The 23,532-nt window shown below is 65.8% G+C and carries 17 protein-coding genes and 2 pseudogenes; 14 read left to right on the forward strand and 5 right to left on the reverse strand.

Going from position 1 to position 23,532, the window contains the following annotated elements:
• Positions 1–65: 65 nt before the first annotated feature.
• On the forward strand, positions 66–890 hold the full coding sequence (locus LTT66_RS00705; protein WP_233063222.1) for a helix-turn-helix domain-containing protein: 825 nt from the start codon (positions 66–68) through the stop codon (positions 888–890).
• Between the two features lie 87 nt (positions 891–977).
• On the opposite strand, the gene LTT66_RS00710 is transcribed toward LTT66_RS00705, so the two are convergent.
• Entirely contained in the window at positions 978–1,181 is a 204-nt protein-coding gene (locus tag LTT66_RS00710) for a hypothetical protein (RefSeq protein ID WP_233063223.1), read from the reverse strand.
• Between the two features lie 237 nt (positions 1,182–1,418).
• Between LTT66_RS00710 and LTT66_RS37300 the strand changes: the two are divergent.
• Positions 1,419–1,541: pseudogene (locus LTT66_RS37300) on the forward strand (IS3 family transposase); the annotation flags it as partial.
• 1,141 nt (positions 1,542–2,682) lie between these two features.
• On the opposite strand, the gene LTT66_RS37305 reads toward LTT66_RS37300, so the two are convergent.
• A complete protein-coding gene (locus LTT66_RS37305) occupies positions 2,683–3,009 on the reverse strand; it encodes a hypothetical protein (protein ID WP_408638719.1) in 327 nt (108 codons plus the stop codon).
• Here LTT66_RS37305 and LTT66_RS37310 point away from each other — a divergent pair.
• The 4 genes and pseudogenes from LTT66_RS37310 to LTT66_RS00740 form a co-directional block, all read left to right on the forward strand.
• A pseudogene (locus LTT66_RS37310) lies at positions 2,993–3,181 on the forward strand (IPT/TIG domain-containing protein); the annotation flags it as partial. The gene LTT66_RS37305 and the pseudogene LTT66_RS37310 sit on opposite strands and share 17 nt — an antisense overlap.
• Positions 3,182–4,612 carry an ice-binding family protein gene (locus tag LTT66_RS00725; protein WP_233063225.1) on the forward strand — a complete coding sequence of 477 codons (1,431 nt, stop codon included), beginning with the start codon at positions 3,182–3,184 and terminating at the stop codon, positions 4,610–4,612. It begins immediately after the preceding pseudogene.
• A 1,430-nt stretch (positions 4,613–6,042) separates the two neighbouring features.
• Positions 6,043–7,653 (forward strand): MFS transporter, encoded by a 1,611-nt coding sequence (locus LTT66_RS00735; RefSeq protein ID WP_233063227.1) that lies wholly within the window; start codon positions 6,043–6,045, stop codon positions 7,651–7,653.
• A 169-nt stretch (positions 7,654–7,822) separates the two neighbouring features.
• Complete coding sequence (locus LTT66_RS00740) at positions 7,823–8,398, forward strand: hypothetical protein (RefSeq protein ID WP_233063228.1); 576 nt, start codon at positions 7,823–7,825, stop codon at positions 8,396–8,398.
• Positions 8,399–8,546: 148 nt separating this feature from the next.
• Here LTT66_RS00740 and LTT66_RS00745 read toward each other — a convergent pair whose 3' ends face one another.
• Both LTT66_RS00745 and LTT66_RS00750 read right to left on the reverse strand, forming a co-directional pair.
• Entirely contained in the window at positions 8,547–10,037 is a 1,491-nt protein-coding gene (locus LTT66_RS00745) for a phospholipase D-like domain-containing protein (protein ID WP_233063229.1), read from the reverse strand.
• A gap of 337 nt (positions 10,038–10,374) precedes the next feature.
• The gene (locus tag LTT66_RS00750; protein ID WP_233063230.1) at positions 10,375–11,004 is read right to left on the reverse strand and encodes a TetR family transcriptional regulator; all 630 of its coding nucleotides are present in this window, start codon (positions 11,002–11,004) and stop codon (positions 10,375–10,377) included.
• Positions 11,005–11,124: 120 nt separating this feature from the next.
• On the opposite strand from LTT66_RS00750, the gene LTT66_RS00755 reads away from it, so the two are divergent.
• From LTT66_RS00755 to LTT66_RS00785, 7 genes are all read left to right on the forward strand, one after another.
• Positions 11,125–12,297 carry an aromatic ring-hydroxylating oxygenase subunit alpha gene (locus LTT66_RS00755; RefSeq protein ID WP_233063231.1) on the forward strand — a complete coding sequence of 391 codons (1,173 nt, stop codon included), beginning with the start codon at positions 11,125–11,127 and terminating at the stop codon, positions 12,295–12,297.
• A 394-nt stretch (positions 12,298–12,691) separates the two neighbouring features.
• A complete protein-coding gene (locus tag LTT66_RS00760; RefSeq protein ID WP_233063232.1) occupies positions 12,692–14,494 on the forward strand; it encodes a serine/threonine-protein kinase PknD in 1,803 nt (600 codons plus the stop codon).
• Between the two features lie 603 nt (positions 14,495–15,097).
• Entirely contained in the window at positions 15,098–15,343 is a 246-nt protein-coding gene (locus LTT66_RS00765) for a hypothetical protein (protein ID WP_233063233.1), read from the forward strand.
• Between the two features lie 365 nt (positions 15,344–15,708).
• Positions 15,709–16,281, forward strand: a complete 573-nt coding sequence (locus LTT66_RS00770) for a hypothetical protein (protein WP_233063234.1) — start codon at positions 15,709–15,711, stop codon at positions 16,279–16,281.
• 1 nt (position 16,282) lies between these two features.
• A complete protein-coding gene (locus LTT66_RS00775; RefSeq protein ID WP_233063235.1) occupies positions 16,283–17,449 on the forward strand; it encodes an MAB_1171c family putative transporter in 1,167 nt (388 codons plus the stop codon).
• Positions 17,450–17,482: 33 nt separating this feature from the next.
• Entirely contained in the window at positions 17,483–18,514 is a 1,032-nt protein-coding gene (locus LTT66_RS00780; protein ID WP_233063236.1) for a DUF2293 domain-containing protein, read from the forward strand.
• 169 nt (positions 18,515–18,683) lie between these two features.
• Positions 18,684–21,449: an aminotransferase class I/II-fold pyridoxal phosphate-dependent enzyme gene (locus LTT66_RS00785; protein ID WP_332909662.1), complete on the forward strand. Its 2,766-nt coding sequence runs from the start codon at positions 18,684–18,686 to the stop codon at positions 21,447–21,449.
• Between the two features lie 135 nt (positions 21,450–21,584).
• Here LTT66_RS00785 and LTT66_RS00790 read toward each other — a convergent pair whose 3' ends face one another.
• Positions 21,585–21,788, reverse strand: a complete 204-nt coding sequence (locus LTT66_RS00790) for a hypothetical protein (protein WP_233063237.1) — start codon at positions 21,786–21,788, stop codon at positions 21,585–21,587.
• A 156-nt stretch (positions 21,789–21,944) separates the two neighbouring features.
• Here LTT66_RS00790 and LTT66_RS00795 point away from each other — a divergent pair, with 156 nt between their 5' ends.
• Positions 21,945–23,504: a carboxylesterase/lipase family protein gene (locus tag LTT66_RS00795; RefSeq protein ID WP_233063238.1), complete on the forward strand. Its 1,560-nt coding sequence runs from the start codon at positions 21,945–21,947 to the stop codon at positions 23,502–23,504.
• Positions 23,505–23,532: the final 28 nt, after the last annotated feature.

Raw genomic sequence — 23,532 nt, forward strand, 5'->3', positions numbered from 1 at the left:
TCGCAGGCTCGTCGCACCGTCTTGTACGAATGTCACGTTGTCCCGATCCGGCTAGCCTGGGCTGTATGACCGCAACTGGCCTACTGGACTGGAGCCGGGTCGAGGTCGCGGTCCCGGCCGGTCTCCCGACTCCGGGAGTCCGGATGGCGGGTTTCCGTTACTACGACATCGGCCCCGCGGACCTCACGATGATCCCGCATCCCTCGGTCACGCTCCTGCTCGATCTCACCGAGCGCGGAGTCGTCTACAACGGTCCCGGAGGCCCGGTCGCGGGGGACGCGATCATCGGCCTCCGCGCCGGCGCCGTGCGTATCACCAGCGCGGGGGTCGGCGAAGTTTTGCAGATCCGCCTGTCCCCCGTCGTCGCCGCAGCGATTCTCCGAGACACCGAGATGATCGGCGGTACCGTGACACCGTTGCCGCAACTGTGGGGCGGCAGCGCTGCCATCTTGACCGAGCGGCTCCGCTCGACACCGTCGTGGGACGACCGGTTCGCCCTCGCAGGCGCGTTCCTCCGAAGCCGGGTGACCGGCGAATTCTCTGTAGCACCCGAATTCGCCTACGCCTGGGACCAGACTGTCCGGACCGGAGGGCGGCTCCGGATCGAGACCATCGCCACCGAGACCGGCTGGACCCGCCAGCGGCTCTGGTCTCACTTCCGGACCCGGATCGGAGTCTCGCCCAAACGTGCGTCCGAACTCGTCCGCTTCGACCGTGCCGCCCATCTCCTGGTGGCAGGTCGCTCGCCCGCGGATGCCGCGGTCGAGGCAGGCTATGCCGACCAATCCCATCTTCATCGTCGAACCAAGGCGATCACCGATATGACCCCGGCCCTCGTCGCGAGCGCACCGTGGCTCGCGATCGACAAAACTGCGTGGCCGACGGGCTGAACCCGCAGCCGACTGTATACCGACGGCCTGCGCGACGGGCACATGAGACCGCTGTGACCCGCGAGGTCGGCGTGCGGTCCGCTTCGTTCAGACCGCGCTTCGTGCCGGCGATGTCCCGAGTGCGCGTATGGCCTCCGCGGTCGCCCACTGGGCTTCCGCCTGCGCGAGGGCAGCATGTGCCTGTGCCTGAGCGATCACGTTCCGCCGCTCCGCGCCGCTGACCGCGTCGCTGGCGGTGAGGCCGCTGAGCAGCGCCTCGGCGCGCTGCTTGTGAGTGGTGTAGTCATCCATCGCTCAATTCTCGCACCCCCGGAACGGGCGGATTCCCGGACAGCTGCGGCAGGTAGAGTTGACGAAGTGGTTGCGTCAAGCCGACATCGACGACGGTGTGAAACCAGGGACCACGACCAGTGATTCCGCCGAGGCCGGTGAAGTGATGGCTGGACGGACGGCGTGGCGGATCTGTTCGGGCAATCGGTGGTGGAGTGTTTCGGTGCGCCCCGACGCGGCAAGAACGCGAAAACCAGGCCGCCGGTTCATGACGATCTCGTCAACCGGGACTTCGCCGCTGACCGACCGAACATTGTGTGGCTCAGCAACATAACGGAACGTTGCACCGATGAGGGGAAGCTCTACCTCTGCGCGATCAAGGTGACCGGTACACCTCTCTCGTTCGATCGAGAGAAGGTGATGAAGGTTGTTTGATGTGGTCGACCGAGACGCGAGAGATCCGGTTGCCGCAGCGGGGCGTGTCGTTCAGGTCGAGAGTCCGGCGGGTGCCCTGCTTGGTGGTCGATGCCGCTGGCGAGGCAGTGGCGCCGATTCGTCGGTTTCTAGCCGATTTCGTCGCGTAGGGCAACAGGATGTGCCGACGATCGACCGGGACAGCCGTACTCACTGATCTCGTGATGCCCGCGATCAGGTAGGAATCACCATCGTGAGCCAGTTCGTCCCCACCTCGCCGAAGGCGGTAACAACTCCCGATTGCTGGGCCACGCCTGGATCGGCAACCGACGCCGGAGTGAGGGGCTCCGCCAGAACCGAACGATTTCCGACACCCTGGTATCCGTTCGTCTGGCAGCGGAATCGTCGCGGCGGTCGGTTTGTTGCTGGCCAGGGTTCGCTGTGGATTGGGGGTCGAGGAACGTCTGTGAGAATCCGGCGCTAAGGACTTCCCGCAGATGTTCCTCGACCCCCAACAGTTCCGCGGCAACCTCACCCAGCCCATCACCGAGGCCGAGCAGCGAATCTGGCTGGAGCCGAAGCTCTGCGGGTCAGCCTCACCGCGGTCACCGAAAACTGGCCCAGCTCGACGAACGAACCCGCCGCGCCGCCACCGTCTTCCTCAACAGACCCGGTCGGCGCCCGGCCGCCGCGCCGGGATACTCCTCACCGCGAGCGTGCACCGGTCGTTCAGCTCATCCTTGTCAATCCCCCCATCACACGGCGAACTACACCAGCCACCATCAGCTATCGGCCAGTTACGCATCATGTATCGGATGGAACGGCTATTACCGACACCTGGTTCCGGTCGCGAATACGGGCGGTATTCGGTGGTGGATTCAAAATCAGTAGTTGAGTGAGATTTTGGTGATCTCGAATTTCGACACCGTTGTGGTGGCAGGGTCCTCGCTCAGGCCTCGCGCCGATCGCCGAGCAGGTGGACAGGGCGATGGACCACACATTGCGCATGCTGCGCTCGGCTGGGGGCCTTCCATACCCACATCGGCGTATCCCCTCACGCCTGAAACCCACCGCGCGACGTGCCAATCCGATACCAACACAGGCGATGTCAATTTTCGCGACCAGGATCGGAAATCACCCAGCCCCAACCGGCATCGTCAGGGTTCACGAACAAAGCCAGGCCCCCAACCTGCAGCGACGCCATCCGAAGCCGGGTGACAAGATCACTCTTGGTGTCCAGTTTCCTAATAGCTAACGGCCGAACCGGAAAACGGACAAGACCGGACGAAAACGGACCGAGGATGCATTGCAGAAGTGCCACCACCAGACGGTTACTGGTATTAGCGGCATAACAAACGGCCAAGCCGGTGCCGCTGCGTGAGAACCCTTTTGAAGTTTTCTGAATAGAAGGTAAGAAAATGGCACCTGTCATCACCTCGCTGAATCCGTCTTTCGGTCCTCCAGCGGGTCTCAACTCTGTAATCATCAACGGCTCCGGATTCGCCAATGTCGGTCCTTTGACTGTCCGGTTCGGCACGAACGCAACGACGTTCGCCATCAACTCCGATACCCAGATCACGGCCATCGCCCCGCCTGGCACCGGCACGGTGAACGTCACCGTACAGGCCTTGCTGGACGGCACGAGCAACCCGATGCCCTACACCTATGGTGGTGGGCTTCCTACCTTGAGCAGCATCAATCCGGCTTCGGGATCGGCGGCCGGCGGTACGACGGTCGTGCTCACCGGCACGAACTTGACCGGAGCCACCGCAGTGAGTTTCGGTGGGACACCGGCAACCTCGTTCACGGTCAACTCGCCGACACAGATCACGGCGGTGGCACCTGCCCATGCAGCTGGCACGGTGCAGGTCACCGTCACCACCGCGGTTGGCACCAGTAACGGTGTCTCCTACACCTATATCGCGGTGCCGACTCTCATCAGTGTCACTCCGAACTCGGGGCCGCCGAGCGGTGGGACAGTGGTTGTGCTCACCGGCACAGGCCTGACCGGGACGACCGCGGTGAGTTTCGGTGGGACACCGGCGACCTTGTTCACCGTCAACTCCGACACCCAGATCACCGTGCTCACCCCAGCGCATGCAGCTGGCACGGTGCAGGTCACCGTCACCACCCCCGGCGGAACCAGCAACGGTGTCGCGTTCACCTATATCGCGGTGCCGACTCTCATCAGTGTCACTCCGAACTCGGGGCCGCCGAGCGGTGGGACAGTGGTTGTGCTCACCGGCACAGGCCTGACCGGCGCGACCGCGGTGAGTTTCGGTGGGACACCGGCGACCTTGTTCACCGTCAACTCCGACACCCAGATCACCGTGCTCACCCCAGCGCATGCAGCTGGCACGGTGCAGGTCACCGTCACCACCCCCGGCGGAACCAGCAACGGTGTCTCCTACACCTACGTTTCGGGTCTGGCGCCGGTCAATTTGGGCACAGCGTCGTCGTTCGCGGTGCTGGGTGCCTCGACAGTCACCAACGCCGGAGCCACGGCCATCACCGGGAACCTGGGTGTCAGCCCGGGCACCGCAGTGACCGGATTCCCGCCGGGAACGGTGACCGGCGGAGCGATCCATGCCGGGGACTTGGTCGCGGCGCAGGCACACACCGATTTGCAGGCTGCCTACCTCGACGCGGCGAGCCGCACGCCCACCGCGTTCGTGGTGGCCGATCTGGCGGGACAAACCCTGACCTCCGGGGTGTACAAGGCAGTTGGCGGGATCGGCCTCAACGGCACCGTGACCCTGGACGGGCAAGGTAATCCGAATGCGGTGTTCATCTTCCAGGCCGGGTCGACACTGATCACCGGGGCGAACAGCACCGTGAACCTCATCAACGGTGCCAACGCAGACAACGTGTTCTGGCAAGTCGGTAGCTCGGCCACACTGGGCGCCAACACCAATTTCGCCGGCAACATCCTGACCTTCACCTCGGACACGGTGTCAGCCGGAACCACCGTGAACGGGAGCGTCCTTGCTCTCAACGGCGCGGTCACCCTCGACACCAACACCATCACGGTCGCCTGAGGCCCGACGACCCACAGAAAGGATCTCAACCCCTGTCCGCGCGCCTTCGGCGCGCGGACAGGGCCGTATCGGGGGCGGGTAACCGCTACATATCCCGGGTCCGCTGCTGCGGATGAGCCTCTACCCGCAGACTGAACCCGGACCATCCGCTCATCCAGCGGTTACGCCATATCCGTTGGTTCGGACGCTGGCTCGGCCGCAGCTATGGCTCTCGGACGCTGCCTCGCCGCCCACAGCACACACCTGCCCCAGCCGACTCTCGACGAGCTCGGTCTGGGGTGGATCCGCAAGGTGTGTGATCGCCTGTGGGTGTACAGGAGCGCGGACTTCGAGCCGGACATCACCGTGCCCCTACACGAGAGTCAGTGGCGCGAGACGTGCGCACTGGCAGGCTCCATCGCTGAATCCCTGATGCTCGCTGCCGCGAACCTGGTCGAGATCGAGTGGCACGAGCGAGCACTCCGCCAGAAGACCGAACCCGCAGGGATGGTGCTCGGGCAGCGGTACCTGGCCGACACGGCGTGCGAGACCTCGATCGCCGTCGGCCACCGGCTGATCAACCTGGTCGCCCCCGTGTTGCGAACCGATCCCCGCACTCGGCAACGCATGACCGACCACCGCCTTCTCGCCGCGCTCGGATCGTCACCGGGAGCGCTCGGCTCGAAGCCGGGGACACGCTGCTCCTCTATACCGACGGACTCACCGAAGCTCGTACGGGGCCCCCGGTGGTCGTTACGGCGATCAAGCCCTCGTCGATTTCGCTCGGAGCCTCGCGCCGGTCGCGGCTTCCGGTGGCGTCTCAGCCATCCGAGAACTGCTGCACTCCTTCGGATCCGGAGTGGAGGACGATACCGCCGTTCTCGCGATCCATGCGCTACCCCCGTCGCAGGACACGACGCGCTGATCCCGCGCCGGGACACCGCGCCGCCGCGAGATCGGTGGCTCCCTGTGGGGCACAAGTAGATCCGCGCGGCCGCGCCACCGAGCCGTCACCTGCTGGAACGCCACTTCGCCGAAATGGGAACGGCCACATCTGTTTAATGAGCCGTCGGATAGTGGCACAATTCATATCGAACCAATATTCGCGTAACCCGGGCGTAACCATGTTCCGCTCAGGGCGGTGAGGAGGGACGCCAGTCCAGATGGCGAGACGCACACGCGGCACACCCCCGCGCCCGGATGGCCCACGGTCGCCCACCGCCGGGCTCCGTACGCCGAAGGGGAGAGCATGTGCGCCGTGCACGGGCAGGCCGCCCGGGACCTGGGCTCGTCCAGGACGAGTCGCACCCATCCGCTTCGCGTGCTGCCAGATCCGTCCGAGCCGGGATCTCGCCGATGTCGAGAAGAGGCGGTGAATATCGACTGATCCCGCCGCCCTCACGCAGGGGCACGGACGGACTGGCCAATTCTCGAGTCGAGGTGATCATCAAGTGTTGGAAACGCAAACCAAGGTAATTCGAAGTCTGGTTCCCGCCCGGATGGACCGGCTTCCGTGGACCAGGTTTCACTGGCTCATCGTCGTCGGGCTGGGCGTCTCCTGGATTCTGGACGGAATCGAAATCCAGATCGTCAGCAGCATGGGCGGACCGCTACAGGACGCGGATGCGCTGCATCTGACCTCCGGCCAGGTCGGCGCGATGGCATCGTGGTACCTGGCCGGACAAGTCGTCGGCGCCCTCGTCTTCGGCCGCCTCACCGACCGGCTCGGCCGCAAGAAACTGTTCATCCTGACCCTGGCCATCTACCTCCTCGGCAGCGGATTGGCCGGGTTCTCCTGGAATGCGTGGTCGCTGTACTTCTTCCGGTTCATCGCGGGCATGGGAATCGGTGGAGAATACACGGCGATCAATTCGGCGATCGATGAGATCATGCCGTCCAAGTATCGGGGCCGGGTCGACATCGCGATCAACGGCACCTATTGGGGCGGCGCGGCGCTGGGGGCGGCGGCCAGCCTGGTCCTGTTCAACGAACGTTTCATCCCCACCGGCTGGGGATGGCGCATCGGCTTCTTCATCGGCCCCGTCCTCGGGCTCATCATCATCTTCCTGCGCAGGCACATCCCCGAGAGCCCGCGCTGGCTGCTCACTCATGGACGGGCCGAGGAAGCCGAGCGGACCGTCGACGAGATCGAAGCGCAGGTTCGGAGCAGAGGAATCGATCTGCCTCCGGTCGACGAGAGCAAAGCTCTGGATGTCGTGGACGCGGGTCGGCTCTCCTATGTGCAGATGGGCCGGATCTTCTTCGGAAGATATCCGTCCCGTTCCTTCCTCGGATTCACAATGATGGCCACACAGGCGTTCCTGTACAACGCGATCTTCTTTACCGTCGGATTGGTGCTGATCAACTTCTACAATGTGCCGGCCCACCATACGGGTTATTATTTCTTCCCCTTCGCTGTCGGCAATCTGATCGGCCCTCTGGTGCTCGGCCCGCTCTTCGACAGCATCGGCCGCAGGAAGATGATCTGCGCGACCTATGTGGGGTCCGGTTCTCTGCTTTTCATCTCCGCTTGGGCTTTCAACGCGGGTATTCTCGACGCAACCACGCAGACCATCTTCTGGTGTGTCATCTTCTTCTTCGCCTCGGCGGGGGCGTCCTCCGCTTATCTCACGGTCAGCGAGATCTTCCCGCTGGAACTGCGTGGTCAAGCCATCTCGTTCTTCTTCGCGATCTCGCAGGGCGCCGGTGGGGTTGTCGCCCCGTTCCTCTTCGGCCACCTGGTGGGCGGCGCCGACAACCCGAGTCCCGATCGGTTTCCGCTCACGGTCGGTTACCTCGTCGGCGCCGGGTTCATGATCTTCGGTGGCCTGGTCGCCTGGTTCTTCGGAGTGAACGCCGAAGGCCGGTCCTTGGAGGACATCGCAGATCCACTGTCGATGGCTCACCCATCGAAATCGACTCCCGGCCCGGCGAGCGGCAATGGCTCGCAGGCTCATGACATAAAGGGTTGCCAGGAACCGACCGCGACCCGTAGTTCTTCAGCATCCAATGAGCCGATATCTGACGGTTCATCATGTATCGATTCACTGAGCAGGGATTGACGATATGGTGCAGCCAACTCCATGGGGGGCAAGCAAGAGTCAGCACCGGCAGGCGGGCTCACCGATTCGCACAACGGGCGGCGGCCGAAAACGGCGGGTCGACGCGGAGAAACTGCGGGCGCGGGTCCGACCGCTCGTAACTCTGCTCCGAGACAACACCGGCTATCTGTTGGCCGCAGTGGGCTGCGTCATTACATTCACCCTGCTGTTCAAGCCGTGGCTGACCACCGGCGGACCCGACGGCACGATCTGGAGCAATGCCTTCGGCCAAACCCATATCAGCACTACGCTCGTGGGTCTTTGGTCGCAGAAGCCGCCCGCCCACTCCAATCTCAGCGGCAAGTGGGCGATTCTCGCCACCATCGCGATCTTCCTCACCGTGCTCGCCGCGTTGGCGAATCTCTGGACCCGCACCGAAACGCTTGCGCGTTTGACGACGGGTTCCGCGGTGGCGGTGGCGCTTTTCGTCGCTTTCACACTGGTCTATCTCAACGGAAAGGGACCGGAGCTGCGGTCCATGATCGGGTCCGGCCCTCCCACCGACCTCGGGACGCAGGCCGGCTTCGTGATCCGATGGGCTTCGGGCAACGGGCAATACCCGCTACCAGGGCTGCGAAAGGTCGAGTTCTCGACCGCGAAGCTCACCGGTTCCGCCCTGTTGGCAGGCGCGACGGCGATGTTCTCGGCGGTGGCGGCTATCGCGCAATGGGTTCAGAGGCTCAAGGCGCGCCGCCGCTCCGGCTGAGGTCGGCCTCGGCCGGAGCGACTCGACGGGAGCGCAGCCTAGGAAGCCCAAGGGCCGATGCCGCCGACCTTCTCGATCCGCATCGATCGATGCGCAATTGGATGGAGGTTGATCACGTGGGACTACGACAGCCACAGCTGTGCGTCCGCTACGTATCGCAGCGCACCGCCACCGCTGTCTTCATCCTGCGGATACCCCGGCTCAGTAATGGGTTGTGCCACAGGCTCGGTGGCGTGCGTTCGGGATCCATCAGCTCGTTCTCCGCCAGCGGACTGTCCTCGTCCTCGACGGCCTCCGGCTCGAACCGCACCAGGGTCCGGCCGTTGCCGCGCAACGTCTCGACGGTGCGCAGTAGCGACGACGTCTCGGCGAGTGTGGCGTCGAACTTCGCGGGTTCGGCATCGAGATGTTCGCAGATCAGCTGGCGCCGGATACCGAGGATGGTGTCCCGCAGCAGACCACCGTCCGCGGTGGCAGGGGTGACCTCCACGGCCAGATCGCATTCGGTGTCGAAGCCCATCGAACGGTTGTTGAGGTTGGACGATCCCACCCGCAGCAGCCGATCGTCCATCACCAGCACCTTGGCGTGGACGTAGATCGGCGCACCGGCCTCGGTGACGGGGTAGTAGACGCCGAACCGGTTCTCGGTATCGGCCTTCCACAACAGATGCAGTAAGCGGCGGCGGGCCCCATCCATCGCCCGTTGCTCGAGCCAGCCGTCAGCGTGGCGCGGCAGCACCAGCACGATCTCCGGACCGTTCGGCTCGCGCAGCCGCGCGGCCATCGCCTCGGCGAGGGTGCGCGAGGCCAGGTACTGGCTCTCGATATACAGCGACCGCGTGGCGCCCGCGATCGCCGCCAGATACAACGCCTCGATCTCCCGCACCTCGGCGCGGTCGGCGAGCTCTGGGAAGGTCCGCGCGATGCCCACATCCACCGACCGCATCGTCGGCTCCAGCCCCTCCGGCCACGGCGTGTCACCGGCGATCTCATCGACCGCGGCCAATTGCTGACCGGTCGCCGCCTTCCACCGGGACCGGGCCAATTCGCCGATCGCCTTCGCCGCGTCGCCGACGACGGCGGTGGTCGCGTCATGCCATGGTCCGTACCGGTTGCCGTTCGGCTCGGTTCGATAGTGGTTGTCGTCCCGATGGTCGCTGGTGTCCCAGCGATCGACGGTCATGTCGATACCACCGCAGAACGCGAGCGCGTCGTCGATCACCACGATCTTCTGATGGTGCGCCGATCCGATCGGGTGCGCGCCATCCATTTCCAAGTGCAACCGCCGATCGGTCATCCAATTGACGACGAAGATCGGTGTCATCCCACGGCTGATCGCGGCGAACGCACCGACGTTCCACTTCAGTAGGTAGATGTCGAGATCCGGTCGCTGTTTCGGCAGCCAGGACAGGAATCTACCCAGGCGATTGGGCCCTTCGAGGGTCTTCTCCTGGGGTTCGAACTTGATCCGGGTATCGAAGTCCCAGCCGATCAGCACAATGCGCTTGCGGGCCTGCAACATCGCGGACTTGGCGTGGCGGAAATAGTCCGCCGCATCGACAATGCACGCCAGCCGATCGGCCCGCGCGATCTGCCAGCAAGTTTCGCCGGGGGTGAGGATTTGTTGCTCGTCGCTCATGTAGTCAGTTCTCTCGTCCGGCGGACACCCGTCCCCGCAGGTGAACGATTCACAGTACTGCGCGGTCGCTGACCTCGGTTCCCTCGGGCACGCGCGGTCTCCAGCGGCCGGGTGCTCAATAACGGGATGTCGCCGCATACCGCTCAAATACTGTTAGGCCACAAAGACATAGCCACAACCATGGGATACAAGGTCGGCCGTTTCGAGCGCCGCGAGGTCGCCCTCGGCGAATGCGGCAGAGAGCGTACGGCACCCCCTGCCAGCATGAGCACAGCCGCTTCTCTGCACTTTGCAGGCGAACTCGCCGGGTTCCGCGGCTGCCGCCGGCCCGCGATGATCAGCGCTCGGCCTGCTGGCGAGGGGCTCCGGATTGCAGCTCGCGGAGTGCGGGCGCGATCCAAGTGGTGAGATAGGCGCGCAGTGCGGCACCGTGGCGGGGTGGGCGTCCGGGGTCGATCACGAAGGACTGCACGATCCGCAGCATGTGCTCGACGAGTTCGTCGAGACGGGTGCCGTCGATACCGGCCTGTTCCCAGTCGACGGCGAAGCGTTCGAGGATGGAGCGGCCGAAGGCCAGCGCCGTGTCGGAGGTGACGCCCGGGGAGAAGGCACCGGCGCGGCCCGGCGTCAGCAGCAGGCCGAGATACCGGTCGGCCGAAAGGCTTTCGAGGGTGTAGGCGATGCCTTCGACCACAGCTTCGGCCGGGTCGCTCAGGTGGTCCAGGTGGGCGGCGAGGATATCGAGGAAGCGGCCCGTCTCGGCGAGAGCGGTGGCGGCGAGCAGGGCGTCGGCGTTGGCGAAGTACCGGTACACCGTTTGCCGGGTGACACCCAGATCGCGGGCTATTTCGGCCATGGTGAAGTCCCCGCCGCTGCGCTCGATGGCGGCGCGGGCGGCGGCGATGATGCGCTCGACGGCTTCGGAGTCGTCGGCCGGGGTTGTCCCCGACCAGCCGTGCGTGCGCATCGGATCCCTTCCCGGTCGGCCGTGGTTTCCCGCCGACCCTATCGGCTCCGGTGTGATCGCGAGGTCTCCTGTTCACGCGAATCCGACCATACACATTTAACAATGTGTATGGTCTTCTGCATGACGACCCAGATCGAGCCCGGTTTCGCCGGGTTGACCGAGGACCTGACCCGCCGCGCGCTGCGCCTGGTGCTGGAGCGCACCACCGACATGGCGGCCGGCCCGCTGCGGGTGCCGCTGCACTACTACCGCGACCCGAAGATCACGGAGGTGGAGGAGTCACAGATCCTGCGCCGCACACCGCTGATGATCGTGCCCTCGGCACGCATCCCCGAGCCGAACGACTACGTGGTGCGCACCGTGCTCGGCGACTCGCTACTGGTGACCCGCGACCGCGACGGGACCGCGCACGTGTTGCTGAACTACTGCCGCCACCGCGGCGCGCAACCGGCCTGCGGGTCGGGCAACGCCACCCGGTTCACCTGCCCGTATCACGCCTGGACCTACCGCAACACCGGCGAACTGGCCGGCGTGCCGGGCAAGGAGGGCTTCACCGGCATGGACCGCGGCGATTACGGACTGGTCGAGCTGCCCAGCCAGGAACGCCACGGCTTCGTCTGGGCGGTGCTCTCCGCCGAGGGCTCGATCGACATCGATGACCACTTGGGTGCGATGGGACCGGAGCTGGCGCAGCTGAATTACGCCTCCTACGGCTACCACGACGACCGCGAGTTCACTTCCGAGGTCAGCTGGAAAGGCGCGCTGGAAGCCTTCGCCGAGAGCTACCACTTCCCGTTCGTCCATGGTCAGAGCGTGATCGGCCAGAACACCGTCGCCAACACCTCCACCCACGACGCCTTCGGCCGCCACCACCGTATGGGCTTCCCCTTCAACTGGATCACCGCCCTCGATACCGACCCGACCGGATCCTGGGACCCGCTGATGAACATGGGTGTCATCTACTGGATCTACCCGAACCTGATCCTGGCCAACAGTCCCGTCGGGGTGGAAGTCCTCGACATGCTGCCCGCCGGCGCCCCGACCCGCTGCACCGTGCGCCACAGCTGGATGGCCAAGGTCCCCGCCACCACCGACGAGCAACGCGCCGTCTACGACGGCATCTACGCCCAGGTCCACGCCGCGGTCCGTGACGAGGACTTCGCCATGCTCCCCCAATGCGGCGAAGGAGTCCGCCACGGCCAGCACGACCACATGATCATCGGCCGCAACGAAATCGGCGTCCAGCACATGATCACGACCTTCGCCACCGAACTCGGTGTCGCCCTGAGCTGACCGAGCAGGTGGCCGTCTCCCGAGGCGGGCTCCCGAAACACCCGCAGTCAGCCCGTCGATCGACTGACCAGAGAAGGCATACAGGCCCACCCGCAGTCGATTGCTGGACGGTCGGTTTCACGAAGTTGGTCGTATAGGTCCGAGGTACACTGAACTTGCGACAGGTTGCTGGCGGATTTCTGGAACGATTCGCGCGCTCGCACCGGTGGCGGGTAGTGCCCGGCCGCGTACTTGCCGACACGAGCACGGCTGGGGAAATTCGCCCGCCGACCATAGCGCCGACCCTCGACTGCCTGGCCTGGCTTAATCAACCAGTGTGGGCCACCCGCTCGGGCGGGGGTCGGAATGCAATCAAGCACACCGTTTGCCAGTCGGGTGGTCATGGGACGGCACAATGGATGACACAGTACTGGGTGACGGGGACGCTGCTCGAGGGCCGGCGGAGCCGTTCGGACGCTATCGGCTTCTTTCGCTGCTGGGTCAGGGCGGTATGGGCCAGGTGTGGCGGGCGCACGATTCGCTGACCAACCGGGTGGTAGCGCTCAAGGTGTTGCCCGAGCGCTTCGCCGAGGACGAGCAGCTGCGCGAGCGCTTCCGCCGGGAGTGCCGGGCGGTGGCACAGTTGACCGATCCGCATGTGATCCCCATCCACGACTTCGGCGACATCGACGGTCGGCTCTATCTGAATATGCGCTTGATCGAGGGCACCGACCTACGCACGGTGATCGCGCGAGAAGGGGCCTTGTCGCCGCGGCGGGCAGTGTCGATCATCGCGCAGGTGGCCGGCGCTCTGCAGGCGGCCCACGACGCCGGGCTGGTCCACCGCGATGTCAAACCCTCCAACATCCTGCTAGGGGCCGACGAGTTCGCCTCCCTGATCGACTTCGGGATCGTCCACGCCACCGACGACCGTACGCTGACCACGATCGGCGAGACCATCGGGACCGTCGCCTACATGGCGCCGGAGGAGATCGGCGCGGAGGTCAAGGCCGATGCCCGCGTGGACGTGTACGCGTTGACGTGCGTGCTGTATGAGTGCCTGACCGGTCGGCCGCCGTTTGCGAGCGCGTTGGGGATGCAGGGTGTGATCGCCCATCACCTGCACACCCCGCCGCCGCGTCCCAGCACCGCGACACCCGAGGTACCGGCCGCGTTCGATGCGGTTATCGCCAAGGGAATGGCCAAAGACCCCGACGATCGTTATCAGACCGTGCGCGAGCTGGCCGCGGCGGCCAGCGCCGCGGTGGACGATTCCGCGGTCAGTACCACCGGGAGCGTGGCTGCGCGCCTTGGACAGCGAATCAAGTTGTCGCGCAAGACCGCCATGCTGCTCGCCGCCGCGGTCACGGTCGCGGTGGTGGCCGCCGTAGCTGTCGTCGTCGGTGTCCGACTGGAATCAGGCGGCGGTGACAACGCGCCCACACCTATCGCCCCGGACTACTCGTCACAGACGGCGCTGCCGTTCACCGGCGTCAGCCTGCCCACCGGTGTGGCGGTCGACACGGCGGGCAGCGTCTACGTCACCGACATGGGTAACGATCGGGTGGTGAAATTGGCGGCGGGCGCCTCGACGCCGACCGCGCTGCCGTTCACCGGCCTGAAGAATCCCCAAGATGTGGCGGTCGATGATGCGGGCAACGTTTACGTCAGCGACACGAGTAACAATCGGGTGGTGAGAATGGCGGCGGGCGCGTCGACGCCGACCGTTCTGCCGCTCACCGGCCTGAAGAATCCCCAGGGTGTGGCGGTCGACAGCGCAGGAGACGTATATGTCGCCGACCGGGGCAATAGTCGAGTGGTGAGGTTGGCGGTGGGCGCGTCTACGCCGACCACGCTGCCGTTCACCGCGCTCCAAGATCCCCAGGGGTTGGCGGTCGACACGACGGGCAACGTATACGTCACCGAATTGGGTACCGAGCGGGTGTTGAAGTGGGCGCCGGGCGCGTCGGAATCGACCACGTTGCCGTTCACGGGACTCCAAGATCCCCAGGGTGTGGCGGTCGACACGACGGGAGACGTGTACGTGGTCGACTGGGGTAACGAAGGGGTGGTGAGGTTGGCAGCGGGCGCGTCTACGCCGACCACGCTGCCGTTCACCGGGCTCAAGGATCCCCAGGGCGTGGCTGTCGACACGGCGGACAACGTATACGTCACCGACCTGGGCCCCAATCCGGTGGTGAAACTCCCGGTCGGCTGAACCCTCATTACGCGTAATTCGGGGGTCCGGAGATCCTGTACGCAGGCGTCGTGCCGGGAAACCGAACCTCGCGATTACCAGGTTGCGGCTGGAGAGTCGGGTATCTGCGTGACCTGGACAGTCTCCGAAGATACGTGGAAAGGCATGCCCGGCAGATGGTCGTGCGCCAGGCGGGTGACCCGCTCGGCGTCGGCGGTCCTGGTGGCTGGAAAGCCATGTGGATCGGGAGTCTGCGGGTCGAAGTTCCACTCGTCTTCCCAGCGCATAGTTCCATGGAACTCGTAGTAAACGCTGTCCGGGTGCACGGGCTCCGCTGGACGCGCGGGATGGACCGACCGGGAGGGGGAGCCTGCTGCGCAACTGCGACCGCAGCTCGATCCCGGCGGCTTGCTCCGGTGTCAGCGCGCTTCCGAAACGTGCCGTGATCGTCCCTTCGATGAACGCGGTGAAAGCACCGAGCGAAGGCCGGTCATCGTCGCAGACCACGACAGCGCTGGTGCGCACCGGGGCAGTCGCGGCGCGAGCCCGGGCGGCCGGGCCGGTCAGTGTCTGCTTGATACGCTCCACCTCTCGCCACTGGGAACTGCCCAGGATATTGAGGTGATGGCTGCCAGGCCGGATCACCTGGGTCATCCGCCGGCGATCCAGATAGAACGGCGCACCCCCACCGAAAACATAGTGCCGGGTCAGTTCGCGATGCAGCGGATTGTCATACCGGTGGGCAGCGATCTCGGCGAGCACAACGTCGACGAGGTCCTGAGTCCCGAGATCGGCGGGACCGGAGACGTGATGGCCCGTCCAATAGCCGGGCGGGCGGCGCAAGTACGAGGGCGGGGTGGGATCGCCTGACCGCACCCGCTCCCCTGGCCGCACCGCTGGCGGCTCCTGCTGCGGCGGCCCGTCACGTTGAATCGCCAACGGGCGCAACCGCTGTGCGAGATCAGCTACCGCAGCATTTCCCACCGTCCGCTGCAACCCATCGTGACTGGAGTGCCCGCCCCTACCGCACTTTCGGGCAATCTCCGCTCACCGCGGCGCTATCCAGAACTCCGGCCGCGGGTCGTGATAGTTTCCGCGCCTTCGGTGGATCGCTACTACCAGCGCAAGAGCCGCCTCCAGCAGTGAGCGACTCGAGACCGATGGTGACGTAACCGATCCGCCGGTGGAGGATACGAGAACACTTGCGCGACAATCTACGTCAGCGACAATGCTCCGTGGGCGACTACGCTCACCACGATATCGGCATAGGTCACGTGCTCAACGAGGAAGGCGTAATGGAGGATCTCGCCGCGCGATTCGATGAGTTGGGTCGCCTGGTACCGATCCCCCACCCGTGGGACGTAACGGAATACCTCGAGCGGGTGGCAGAGTACCGGGGACGGCCGATCACGTTGTGCCCGATCGACGTCGGCGCCCTCTCGGGGAACGGATGCGGCACCGGAAGTGGCCTGTGGATTGCCCGGGAAGACGACGACGTGATCATGTACGGGGCCGACACCGAATGGCATGCCGATCACATCATCGCCCACGAGATCGGTCACATGCTGCTGGGCCACGGAGGTTCCGCGAGCGGTCCCGAGGCCGCCGCGGCTGATCTGCCGTTGCGCGAACTGATGCCCTCGCTGTCGCTGGAGACCATCCACAGCGTGCTGCGCCGCCAAGACTACGGCAGTGAGCGCGAGCGCGCCGCCGAAACCTTCGCCGACCTGCTGCTGGTCGAAGCGATGCTGCCGAAGCGGTCGGCGAGCCGGTTCCGCTCGACGTTCTTCCGAAACCGGCACCGATGAGATGACCTCCCCGATACCGGGTCTGATCACCTGGCCCGTCCTGGCAGGTCTCACGTTGGTGCTCGCCGGTCGCTGGTGGCTGTTGCGGGACAGCATCGTCGACCGGCTCATCGATGGCGCGCTCGCCGCCGCTGTCGTCGAACACCTGTTGCGGGAGGCATGGTTCGAACAGTTCCTGACCTGGCTGCTGCCCGGCGACGACAGCGACGTGGTGAACATCGCCCGCCAGCTCTCGCTGGGAGCAACCTTGTTGGCCATCTCGCATATCTACGGCATCGCCCAGTTGTGGGCAGGCGCCGATCCCGCCCACACGTGGCGCAGGCAGCGGCGCTATTACCTCCTCGCGATCACCGCCACCGCGGTCATCCTGATCGCAGGGACGCCCGCCCGGCGCGCCGATCGATTGATCGACCAAGCCCTGGGCTGGCCGGCTGTCGTGATCTGGGTCGTGTTCTCCCTGCCGCTCGGCGCTACGGCCCTGCTCCTCGGCCGGGTAAGTGTGCGCGAGATCCGCGCCGCGGGCGACAGCACCTGGCAGGAACGTGCACTGTACACAGCGGTCCTCGGCACCGTGGTAGGCCTGGGCATCGTAGCGGTCGTGTACCCGCTCGAGGCCATCAGCAGTGTCATGACCGGACAACCGGCACTCGATCCCGAGATGCGCTGGAAAGCATGGAGCGGCTTCCTTCTATCAGCCGTCGGCGCCCCCGCCGTGGTCACGGTGCCGCTGATCAGCGCCCTGCTCGCCCACTTCGGATGGGACCGCACCGGCCGATACTGCCGCCGCCTGCGGCCGATGTGGGCCGATCTCACCGCGGCCGTACCCGAAATCGTCCTGGAGAGGCGGCGCGACCACAACCGCCGAACCGACCCGGCCGTCCGTCTGCACCGCATGACGGTCGAGATCCGCGACAGTCTGCTGCATCTCAAGCGCTACAGCGACAGCCCCGACGATCTGGCCGCCACCGGCGGTGACCCACATATTTCCGCCCGCCGCATCGCCGAGGCCATTGCCACCAAAGCTGCCGGGCATCCCCCGAGCGCGAGCCGGTTCACGTTCCGGCACCAAGTCCAACCAGGGGCGCGGGACCTCAACGCGGAGCTGCGCCGGCTACTCGCACTTGCCGAGGCATGGCCAGAAGTCCGCGGCCTGACAAAGTCGCCGTAGCTCACCCCGCGGCGTGCGCTAGGGTTCGAATCCGTGTCCAAGCTGCGGCGGCGCGTGGTCGAGGCTGCGCAAACAACGCTGGCCCAACGCAAATACGTGTCGGCGGTCGATGTATTCGGCGTTCTGGGGTGGGTGCGATCCCGTCAAGTCGATCGCTGGCGCCACGGACAGGTGCCGTCGTTGGAACACGTCACGGCAGTGGACGGGCGGCGAATGCGGGAGGCGGCGGAGCTGCTGAGCGAGTGGGCCCGCGAGCACGGGCTCACCGCGAGTACCGCGGCGTATCTGTCGAGCGGACGTGATCGCGAGACGCTGCGGTTCGTCGACAACGGCGACGACGAGGCTTTCCGCGTGCACTGGCTCTCGGCGGAGCTCAGCCCGGCGCGACGCGAACAGGTCGTCCAACGCCAGAACCAGGCCCCGGATCTGACGGTAGTCGAGGCCGTGGAGCCCTGGACGTGCGCCGAATGCGCCGAAACCGGGCCATATCTGATCACCTCCGCGGCCGGCGCGCTGTGCCTGACCTGTTCGGATCTCGACCATCTGGAGTTCCTGCCCGCCGGGAACGCGGCGCTGAGCCGCCGCGCCAAGAAGGAGAGCACCCTCGCCGCCGTCGTGGTCCGCTTCAACCGGCGACGCAAACGCTACGAACGGCTGGGCATCCTCGTCGAGGAGGCCGCCCTCGCCCGCGCCGAACAGCAATGCCTGGCCGACGACGATGCCCGCGCCCGCCGCCGCGAACGCGACGGCCTCCGCCGCGCCGCCCAGGACGTCGAATACCGCGCCCGGATGTCCGACGAGATCCGGCGACTGTTCCCCGCTTGCCCCGGCGACCGCGCCACCGAGATCGCCGAACACGCCGCCGCGCGCGGCAGCGGCCGCGTAGGCCGCACCGCCGCGGCCAAGCTTCTCTCCCCCGAAGCGCTCACCCTCGCCGTCATCGCCTCCATCCGCCACCGCGACACCGACTACGACGAACTGCTCATGACCGGCATTCCCCGCCCGGAGGCCAGGGCCAGGATCCGTCCCACCGTCGACCGGGTCCTCGAAACCTGGCGAGGGTGACGCGGGGAATTCCGGAATGAAATGGCCTTGCGTCACTCCGGCTTCCTGGAAGTCAGCTAGGAATTTGATCGACGGCGGGGCACAATATTTGCAGGATGAATGTCCCGGAGTGATCTTGTCGTGGTCGACAGATCACTTCGCCCACTGATCGGAGGGCGAAACGGACGACATGCACCGAGACGGCGAGCGCCCGAGAGGGCTCAGCGTTTCCGCGCTGGCGGCGGTAGCGAACCCGTCGTACTCGCGAATCGACACGTGGAATCTGCTCGATGACGCATGCCGCCGCCTCGCCGATGTCAACCGTGCCGGGCTGGACACCACCCACGAAGCCGCCCGGGTGCGGCGCCTCCTCGATCGTCTCGCCGCCTTCGAGCGGTACTGGCTGTACCCGGGCGCGGCGAGACTGGCGGCGTTTCGCGGGTATCTCGCCGATCTCGCGACGGTGCGGCTCGCCGAAGAAGCGTCGCTGGCAGTGCGCCTGCTCTCCGAGTACGGCGACCGCGCGGCGATGTTCGATATGTACGCGCCGTTGGCCGATCAGGAACTCGTGGCACGGGCCAAACAGCAGAAGTTCTACACCGTTCTGCTCGGCGACGATTCCCCGCCCGAGGCGCCCGAGGGCCTGGTGGAGAGCCTCCGGGCGCTTCGCGACCCGTCGGACGATGTGCAGTTCGAGTTGCTCGTCGTTTCCAGCATCGAGGACGCCATCACCGCCGTCGCGTTGAACGGCGAGATTCAGGCGGCGATCATCCGGCACGACCTGCCGCTTCGTTCCCGCGACCCGGTGCCGTTGATGACCACGCTGCTCGGCGCCAACGAGGACGTGGTCGCGAGCGAGCGCATCCACGACTGGATCGAATGTGGCGAATGGATCAGGGAGCTGCGGCCGCATATCGACCTGTATCTACTCACCGACGAGTCGATCGCCGCGGAGAGCGAGGACGAGCCGAACGTCTACGATCGCACGTTCTATCGGCTCAACGACGTCACCGACCTGTACAGCACGGTGCTCGCCGGCGTCCGGAGCCGGTTCGCCACACCGTTTTTCGATGCCCTGCGTGCCTACGCGGCCGCGCCGGTCGGCCAGTTCCACGCCCTTCCCGTCGCGCGTGGCGCCAGCATATTCAACTCCAAGTCGCTGCAGGACATGGGCGAATTCTATGGCCGCAACATCTTCATGGCCGAGACGTCGTCCACCTCCGGCGGGCTGGACTCACTACTGGACCCGCACGGCACGATCCGGGCGGCGATGGACAAAGCCGCTGAGACGTGGTGTGCCGATCAGACATACTTCGTGACCAACGGGACATCCACCGCGAACAAGATTGTCGTGCAGGCCCTGACCCGGCCGGGCGACATCGTCCTGATCGATCGCAATTGCCATAAATCGCACCATTATGGCCTGGTACTCGCCGGCGCGTACCCGATGTATCTGGATGCCTACCCGCTCGCGCCGTTCGCGATCTACGGAGCCGTGTCGCTGCACACCATCAAGAAGGCGCTGCTGGACCTCGAGGCGGCCGGCCAACTGGACCGAGTGCGCATGCTGTTGCTGACCAATTGCACTTTCGACGGCATCGTCTACAACCCGCGGCGCGTGATGGAGGAGGTCCTGGCGATCAAGCCGGACATCTGCTTCCTGTGGGACGAGGCGTGGTACGCGTTCGCCACCGCGGTGCCGTGGGCACGGCAGCGGACCGCGATGGTTGCCGCCGAGCGACTCGAATCGGCGTTGTCCTCGCCCGGGTACGCCGAGGAGTACCGCAGGTGGCGTGCATCGATGCAGGGGGTCGACCGTGCCGAGTGGGCCGACCACCGGCTGCTCCCCGATCCCGGGCGTGCGCGGGTACGCGTGTACGCGACGCATTCCACCCACAAGTCGCTGTCGGCGCTTCGGCAGGCGTCGATGATCCATATCCGCGACCAGGATTTCAAGGCTCTCGTCCGCGAGACGTTCGCCGAGGCGTTCTTGACCCACACCTCGACCTCACCGAACCAGCAACTGCTGGCGTCGTTGGATCTGGCGCGCAGGCAGGTCGATCTCGAGGGCTTCCAGCTGGTCCGGCACGTCTACGACATGGCGCTGGTGTTCCGTCACCGCGTCCGCAAAGACCGGCTGATCGGCAAGTGGTTCCGCATCCTCGACGAGGACGACCTGGTGCCCGACGAGTTCCGGCCCTCTGCGGTCAGCTCGTACCGGCAGGTCAGGCAGGGTGGCTTGGCAGAGTGGAACGAGGCGTGGCGGTCCGATCAGTTCGTGCTCGACCCGACACGGGTCACCCTGTTCATCGGCGAGACCGGCATGAACGGGTACGACTTCCGCGAGAAGATCCTGATGGACCGGTTCGGCATCCAGATCAACAAGACCTCGATCAACAGTGTGCTGTTGATCTTCACCATCGGCGTCACCTGGTCGAGCGTGCACTACCTGCTCGACGTGCTGCGCCGGGTGGCTGCCGATTTCGAGAGCAGCCGGAGCGCGGGCGGGAAGGCCGATCGCGCCCTGCAACAACGCCGGGTCGACGAGATCACCAAGGATCTGCCCGCGCTGCCCGACTTCAGCGTGTTCGACAGCGCGTTTCGTCCCGACGGCGCCAGCTCGTTCGGTGACATGCGATCGGCCTTCTACGCCGGGTACGAGGAGGCCGATCGCGAACACGTGCTGCTCGGCGACGCCGGGCGACGGCTCGCCAGGGGTAAGTCCCTGGTGTCGGCGACCTTCGTCGTCCCCTACCCACCCGGCTTCCCGGTGCTGGTCCCGGGGCAGGTGATCTCGACGGAGATCCTATATTTCCTGGCCGACGTCGATGTCAAGGAAATCCACGGATACAACCCCGACCTCGGGTTGTCGGTCTTCACCGAGGCCGCGCTGGCGCGGCTGGCCGCGGCTCGGCGAGTACCGAGTGCGTCCCGTGCGTCAGGCAACTTCGAATAGCCCGGCCGCGCCTATTCCGACGCCGATGCACATGCTGACCACCACATAACGGACGCCTCGGCGGCAGTCGTCGACTGTCCAGCGGGCACCATCTTCCAGGAGTATCCGGCCAGATTTCTCGTCGCCCGCTACACCTCACCCGGTAACCAGCCAGGGCAGTTCCAGCAGAACGTGGGCCGCCACGTCTGAATCACGCCGGAGGGTCGGCGCCGACCACACCACGGTGGTGGCGCCGATCAACCCGCTCGGTATGGCAGCTCCCTCTGGGTGGCCGGATGCCTCCGAGCCCTCGATCGCTCGGCGGATCGCTTCGACGGTGTGGGAGTCAGCATGATGCATCGCTACCTGCTGCCGGACTTCGTGTGGGTCAGCACTCAATTCTACGTCCGGGCACGGTCGTTCCCCGAACCCGAAGTGATGCACGAGCCGTAGCGGACGTGCCCTGACCGGGACAAATCGGTGGCGAGTTCCGATCTGAGTGGCGAGTATGTACCGATGCCGAATTCATCTGAGGGTCAGAATATTTCGCCGCATTGTGAACCCGAGATCCGTACGGTCGCGGGCGCAGTGCGTGGCAGGTGGGAAGGCGATCTCGCGGTCTTCCGAGGTATCCCCTACGCAGAGCCACCGTTCGGCGCACATCGGTTCCGAGCTCCCGTCCCGGTCCGGCGGTGGGATGGCGTCCGCGACGCGCTGGAGTTCGGTCCACCGGTTCCGCAAGCCCGTCATGCCGGTTCGGTGATGTCGGCGGCGTGCGGCAGCACCGATGACGGTTCAGACGCCTGTTTGACTCTCAACGTCTGGTCACCCGACCTCGGCGCCGCGGCACTGCCGGTGATGGTGTGGATCCAGGGAGGCACCTACCTGGAGAACAACTCCGCCAGCCCGCACTGCGACGGTGCGACCCTCGCCCGGTCCGGCGTGGTGATGGTCAGCATGAACTATCGCGTCGGTATGGAAGGCTTCGCCCACATCACCGGAGCCCCGGACAACCGCGGCATTCTCGACCAGATCGCCGCGCTGCGATGGGTCCAGGACAACATCGCCGCGTTCGGCGGCGATCCGGACAACGTCACCGTCTTCGGTCAGTCCGCCGGCGGAGCGTGCATCGCCGCGCTGCTGGTCATGCCGACGGCAGCCGGACTGTTTCGCCGCGCGATCAGTCAGAGCATGCCCGGCACCTACTTCTCCGAACGGCTCGCCGCCACTATCTCCGCGACCATCGCCGCGCAACTCGGCGCGCGTGCCACGATCGGCGAGCTGGACCGTCTCCCCCCACGCGCACTGACCGACGCGACGGACGCCGTGATCCAGCGGATGCCGGAATACGTCGAATCCTGGGGCCCCATGGCGCTCACCCCCACACCGTTCTCACCCATCGTCGACGGCGACCTGCTCCCGGACGCGCCATGGCGCGCACTCGCGCGTGGCGCCGCGCGTGACATCGACCTGCTCATCGGGCACACCCGCGACGAATACCGGCTGTACACCTCTCGGCCCGGAGGTGCGCCCACCGATGCGCGGATGTCCGCGGCATTCACCCACCTCACACCCACCACGGACACCGAAAGCGACTACGCCACCGCCTACCCTGCCGCCACCCCTGGGCAGCTGTACGACCTCGTCAACACCGACTGGCTGTTCCGGATGCCCAGCCTGCACCTCGCCGACGCCGCGCACACCGGCGGCGGACCCATCTGGCTCTACGAACTCTGCTGGAGCTTCAATGCGGAACAAGGCGCCTCACACTGCCTCGACTTCCTGCTCATCTTCGGCACACTGAGCCCCGACGAGGTACGCGGCCACCGGTCCGCCCACCCGAACGCCGCGCACGAAATCAGCCACGTTGCCCACCGCATGCGCACCGACTGGGTGAGCTTCGCGACCACCGGAAAACCCGGCTGGGCGCCCTACGATCCACACACCCGCACCACCCGCGTCTACAACGCGGAGCCGACCACCCAGCCCTATCCCGAAGAAGGCTCCCGCCGCATCTGGGCCACACACCGATTCGGCATCCTGGACCTACCTCATGCCACTGAGGATCGGTGCTGACCCCCTCGGCGCGGATCTGGCAGGAAGT

Origin of the sequence: Nocardia gipuzkoensis, from assembly GCF_021183645.1 — a bacterium.
Classification (GTDB): Bacteria; Actinomycetota; Actinomycetes; order Mycobacteriales; family Mycobacteriaceae; genus Nocardia; species Nocardia abscessus.